Annotated in this window: 2 protein-coding genes; both read left to right on the top strand. The window is 34.2% G+C overall.

Going from position 1 to position 6,683, the window contains the following annotated elements:
* On the top strand, window positions 1-1,671 hold a 1,671-nt coding region (locus ACJMLD_RS08525; RefSeq protein WP_405270499.1), incomplete at its 5' end, for a DUF11 domain-containing protein.
* A 1,184-nt stretch (window positions 1,672-2,855) separates the two neighbouring features.
* A partial coding sequence (locus tag ACJMLD_RS08520; RefSeq protein WP_405270497.1) for a hypothetical protein occupies window positions 2,856-6,683 on the top strand: 3,828 nt, incomplete at its 3' end.

Here is a 6,683-nt window from a genome sequence, read left to right as displayed (position 1 = left end):
CAGGTTGAAGCTCTCGCTATTGCGGTCAATGTTCAAATAAATAATATGACTATTGCTTATCCTGATGGTCATAATGCCAGTGTCCGTGTTCCTGTTAATGTAACAGGTGTTGATGTATCTGTTGTTAAGACTAGTGATGACGATACATACTATGTAGGTGGTACTGCTATTTGGACTATTAAAGTATCTAATGCTGCTAATGGTACCGATGCAACTGAGGTTGTATTGTATGATGTTTTACCATCAGAGTTTGAATTCATCGACTATGAGGCAACTACAGGTTATTATGATGCTGATGAAGGTGTTTGGTATATTGGATTTATGGGCAATGGAACTAGTGAAACATTAACTATTACTTCTCTCGCTTTAATTGAAGCAGATGATGTTACTAATGTTGCTGAAGTCACTTCTCATGAAAAGGATTGGGACTTAACCAATAATATAGATAATGAGACTGTTGACATTTTAACTACTACCACTATAAGATATGCCGATTTAGCAATTGTTAAATTAGTTTCCAATCCTAATTCACATTATGGTGAAGTTATAAATTGGACTGTAACAGTTACTAATTTAGGACCTAACACAGCTGAGAACGTCATTGTGAATGAGGTTATTCCTGCAGGCTTAAGGGTTTTAAATGTCTTCGGTGGTGAAATTGTAGACAATGTATGGCATATTGGAAACCTTGAAAAGCTACAGTCTGCTACTTTAATCATCGAAACAGAAGTTGAAGTTAGCAATGCTACAATTGTCAATGTTGTCAATACAACTTCCGACACTGAGGATCCTGATGACTCTAACAACCATGCTTCTAATAGAACTGTTGTTCCTCCTGAAGCCGACTTGGAAATTATTAAATTAGTTTCTAATAAAGCTCCTCACAAAGGCGACATAATCACATGGACCATTAAGGTTATCAACCATGGTAGGGATGCTGCTGTAAACACAGTAGTGTATGATAAATTGCCTTATGGATTAGTTTATCGCTCAGATGATTCAAACGGCGCATATAATCATGTAACTGGTATCTGGAATGTAGGCACTCTTGCTAGAGGCGAATCTGCAGTATTGAAAATTAAAACTTTAGTGGATACCACTAATGCAACTATAATCAATATTGCAAACGTCAGTTCCGATACACCTGATCCTAACATGACAAACAACAAATGTAACAACTCAACAACAGTTCCTCCTGAAGCTGACTTGGTACTTACCAAAGACGTCAACACTCAGAGGGTTGTTGTTGGAGATAAAGTTACATTTACTATAGTTGTTAACAATTTAGGACCGGATGTTGCTGTAAACACTCGTGCATATGATGTCTTGCCTGAAGGATTGAAACTCATAAGCTTTAAAGCATCCAGAGGTACTTACGATCCTGAAACTGGTGTTTGGACTATTGGTGATTTGAAAATGGGAGAAAGGGCTTCCCTTACTATTGTTGCTGAAGCATTGATAACCGGCGTTATTGTCAATGAGGCGTATGTTGAAAGTGATACTTACGATCCTAACATGACTAATAACTACGACAATGCAACAGTTATTGTAGAAGAGCCTTCTCAACCTCCTGTTCCACCTCTATTGAAACACCCTACAGGTAATCCAATCGTGATGGTAGTTTTATCATTGCTTTCAGTACTTGGTGTGACTTTAAGAAGAAAACTTTAAACACGTATGGGAAATTTATTTTCCCATATTTCTTTATTTTTTTGACTGAAATTTTGATTAAATTTAATTTGATTTATCTCTTAAAATTAGATATTTTTTCCTGAAAAATATTATTTTAATAACACGTGTTTTTTAATATATTTTTTTACTGAATAATTTTACCTGAATATTCACTGATCCATCTATATGCAACGATGCCAAAATGACCATTTTGTAAATTTTCAATGTTTTCATAAATTCAGTGGATTCCGGATCTATCTGAATCATGATTTTTCCTGAAAGAATTTAAATGTTGGCGGCATGATTGTAAAAAAGTTAAATTTATGTTTAACGTTTCAGGGATTTTTCAACTGTTTGAATGATATATGACTGAATAATCTAAAAGATGTTAATTTTTCTTAGTTTATTGAACTGTAATTTTGTCATGTTTACAATATCATTCAAAAATCTGCAATCGATTTTGCATCACTATTTTTATATCGGAAAAATTTTTTTTAATATTTTTATAATTTTGAAATTATCATTAAAAATTTTATAAAATGGGTGAAAAAACTAAAATAGTAAAGTATTTATTTACCAAATTAAAAAGTAATTTGTACATGTATGTTTGGTCATAGAAAATATGATCATATGTATGTGTTAATGAAAATTTTATTGAAAAATAGTATAAATGAAATTTAATGAAATAAATCATTTCTGATTAATTTCGGAGATGTAAGGCTTTTAACCAATAGTCTTATTCGTGATTTATTCGCGTTTCAGTTTCTAGGATGTTAAACCTAGCTAAAAAACAATAATCCGGTATTATCTGCTGTTAATCTTGGTCCATACAGTTAGATATTGCGGAATATTCGAATAACTATTTGATTTAATTCACATCAGCCGTTTGAAAACTTTTTGGTTTTTTTATGGCTGATTAATAGTTATTTACCTTGTTTTACTGATTTTTTTACAATTGCTTTTTTTGGATTTTCAGATTAAATCAATAGATTTATATGCATTGAAAATCTAACATCTTATTGCTACTATGTAGCATTTCATTAAAATTTTTCATACTCTATTTTTTTGATAAAAATGTTTTCATTATAAAATTTCATTAAAAAATTATACTCTATTTTGATAGACCTTTTCATTATTAAAAAAGTTAGACAAATAAAAATTTGTTTTAAATGTGAGGTAAATTCATGAAGAATACGCGAAGTTTACTTTTCATTTTAATACTATTTTTAATAATATTTTCAACTTCGTTTGTAAGTGCAAATGATGATTTAACACATACCGATACGAACGGGGATGCGCTTTCCGTTCCGGATCAAAGCGCAATTGATGAAAATAGTTTAAATGAAATAAACTTGGATTCAATTGAACAGTCATCAGATTCTGCATCGGACCTTGTAGATGATGCACAAAACACGGATGAAATTGAAGATGATGGTTGTTTAACTTATAATGAAAAAGCTCCCGTATTGGGGGTAAGTAATGATGAACCTATTTTAGGTGTAAGTAATGATGAACCTGTGCTAGGTGCTACTATAAATTTATATGGTGGTACAGCGCAAAGTGTAGTTGATGCAATTTTAAACGCTAATCCTGGAGATATAATATATCTAAATGGTGGAACTTATACAGGTGCCGGAAAAACAAAAGACTTCCAATGGTGGGAAGGGCATTCAAATAATTATCCTTTTAATTTAGGTAGATATCAAACAAAAACAATTAGTAATATTAAAGTTATTGGTGGAAGTGAACGTGACCCAGATCAAATGGCTACATTTCAACCTGATAACGATCAAGTTGCATTGACTTTCAGCGGTTACAGTGAGGGCATTCCTGATCAATATACCTCTTGGGGTTCACAAAGGCAGGGATATTTTAGTACTTCCGGTTATATTTTTGAGAACGTTACTTTTGAAAATTTAGCCACTACAGAAAGATTATTTAGTTTCAACGGTGGGTCTTTGACAAATTGTGTTTTTAATAATATGGACTGCAGTGAGCACCTTTTCTTCGTAACTGGATGTTACTTTGATAAAGGAACAATAAATCTAACTAACTGTAATTTCACCAACTGTCATCAGACTTTTGCCGGTATAGAAGGTGTTGACGACGGTACCGGTCAGTTAGGTGCTGTGTGGGGTGCAAAAATGGTTGGATGTAACTTTATTAATACAAGCTCTGCTCATCACGGTGGTGCTTTTTGTCTTTCAGATGAATCCGAATGGGGTTCTGCACGTGTTGCAAGTAGCTTGATTGATTGTAATTTTATCAATATTACTTCTCGCTGGTTTGCAGTTTATATACATGGAAATTTCAGTACTTCCTTTGCATATATTGATCAACCTCAATTAATTCAAAACTGTAAGTTTATTAATTGTAATTCAACAAGCGAATATGGTGGCGCAGTTGGAATAAGCCATAACAATGTAATTATAAAAGACTCTGAATTCATCAATAACACCGGTGGACAAGGTTCTGCCATTATGGTTGGTGGAATCGATCCGTTCCATGAGGGATTCTGGGGTAGAAATACTCAAGGAAATAATGTAACTATTGATAATTGTACCTTTGCAGGCAATGTTGCAAAAGTTGAAGGTCAAAATAGCTCATTTTCTCATGCTGTATATAAACAAATGGATGAAAAATATGATGGTCAACCACGTTTCGATTATAATGAATGGACAGGCCAGTACACTCCAAATCCATATGGTAACTATTATATGAAGCACGATGGGATAACATTTTATCCGCAAGGTGATGCAGGAGCAGTTTATGTATTTGGTAATGACACCAAAATCCTCAACAGTGTTTTTTATGAAAATAGTGCAAGCAATGATGGTGCTGCCATCTATATCCAAGGTGATAGGACAATCATAAACAATACAGAGTTTTTCAATCATGAAAGTGAAACAGGTACCGTTTTCATCAACGGTAATTATACCAAAATTATTGACTCCACTTTCAGAGATAACGAAGCTATCGAAGGCGCTGGTATTCATATTGTAGGTCATGATACAAATATCACCGGCTCCACTTTCAGAGATAACTATGCTGTTGAGGGTGCTGGTGTTTATATTGAAGGTAATGATACTGTCATTTCCGACTCTACTTTTGAGACTAATGAAGCTATCAATGGTGCTGGTGCTTATGTTATAGGTTCCAACACTGAGATTTCAGATTCCCAGTTCAATGAAAACGAAGCTACCTTTGGTGGTGCTGGTGTTTATATTGAAGGTAATGATGCCGTGATTTCCGGTACCTCTTTTGAGGATAATGAAGCTGAATACGGTGGTGGTGCTTATATTGAAGGTAATAATACCAAAATCATTTCCGATTCCAACTTTGATAGTAACAATGCTACTGATGGTGGTGCTGTTTATATTAAAGGTTCTTCAAGTGAAATTAGCGATTCTACCTTTAATGAAAACATCGTACCAAATCATGGTGGAGCGGTTTATATTGAAGGAAGCGGAACAGAAATTAGTTCAAACACTTTCACAAACAACGAAGCTGTACCTGAAAGTGCTGAAGGAACTGACGGTCTTGGTGGAGCAATCTATGTAAAGGGTAATAATACCACCACAGATTCTAACGAATTTACACACAACAAGGCTCGTAACGGTTCTGCAATCTATACTGACGGTAATAACTTCGTCCTTACAGGTGATGTCTTCAATGAAAATCAGGCATGGAGCTACCTTTTAATCGTTACTCCAAGACCTGAAGACAGTTACTACAATACCAGCGATGTTAACATTACTGTTTGCCATGTTGGTGGGGACAATATTATCAATGCAATTCACAATACAGCTGACAATGATCAAATAACCTTCAATCATGTAACCTACAAACACAGTAGTGGTAGTATTGAAACTACAGGTGACAATCAACATCCTGTTGGCAGTGCGGAAGAAAGTCAAGGTGGTACACTAGTATATCAAGATGACCGTGAATATCTTCAAGTAGTAAACATTACTGAGATTTTAGATGAAAAAGGTCACAATATACTTGCCGATTATGGTTATCCTAATGGGTATGTGGCTTTAACCAACCTTACCGGTGAAATCAGACTTACACTTAAGAAACCTATTAAAAAAGGCACTTATACAGTGTATGCTAAACACCCGGAAGATTGGAACTATAAGGAAATATCTAATACCACTGAATTCAGGATATATGAAGCCAACATCACTATTGAGAAAATAAACTTAAACAGCACAGATTTCGTTGTTATCAACGATACTGTTGCATTTAAAATCACTGTCAATAACACAGGAGAATGGTTTATTACCAATATTACAGTAAATGATATTTTCAATGCAAGTGAATTGGAATATATTGGACATTCCAATAATAAAACCTGGAATCTGACAGGAAATAACACTGGCAATCTCACTTTCAGTTTTAATAATACTGGAATGGGTGCTGGAGATATATATGCATATGAGATTAATGTGACCAATACTGGAAGTTCTGCTTTGACAAATGTAACTCTCGGCGACATTTTCGATGCTAATAAAATGAAATATGTCACACATTCTGATCTTAAAGAATGGATTTATACTATTAAGACCGAGGATAAGTTCTTGCTTAACGGCACTCTTGGTGCTGGTGACAGCCGTGTTTTAAAAATTTGGCTAAAGAATTTGGTTGAAGGCAATTTAACCATTAATAATCCAGTAGTTAATCAGGCTAATGTTGCAGTTGAAACAAAATTGTTGAATAATTCTTATCCATTGCATGCAAAAGAGGTAACTAGCTTAATAATTTGGTTTAAGGCTAAAACTAATGGTACCTTATTCAACAATGTTACAGTTAAGTCAAATGAGGCTAATGAAACTAATAGTACTGCTAATGTCACCGTTTACAGTCCTAACATGACTGTTGAGAAAGTAAGCTTAAACAAGACAGACTTTGTCGTTGTCAATGATACTGTTGCGTTTAACATTACTGTAACTAACACTGGTGATTCCTGGCTTTCCAATGTGACAGTTGAAGACCTTTTCAATTCCAGT

It is taken from the genome of Methanobrevibacter sp. (assembly GCF_045112895.1).
In the GTDB taxonomy this organism is placed as follows: Archaea; Methanobacteriota; Methanobacteria; order Methanobacteriales; family Methanobacteriaceae; genus Methanocatella.
This window is presented reverse-complemented; position numbering and strand designations above follow the sequence as displayed.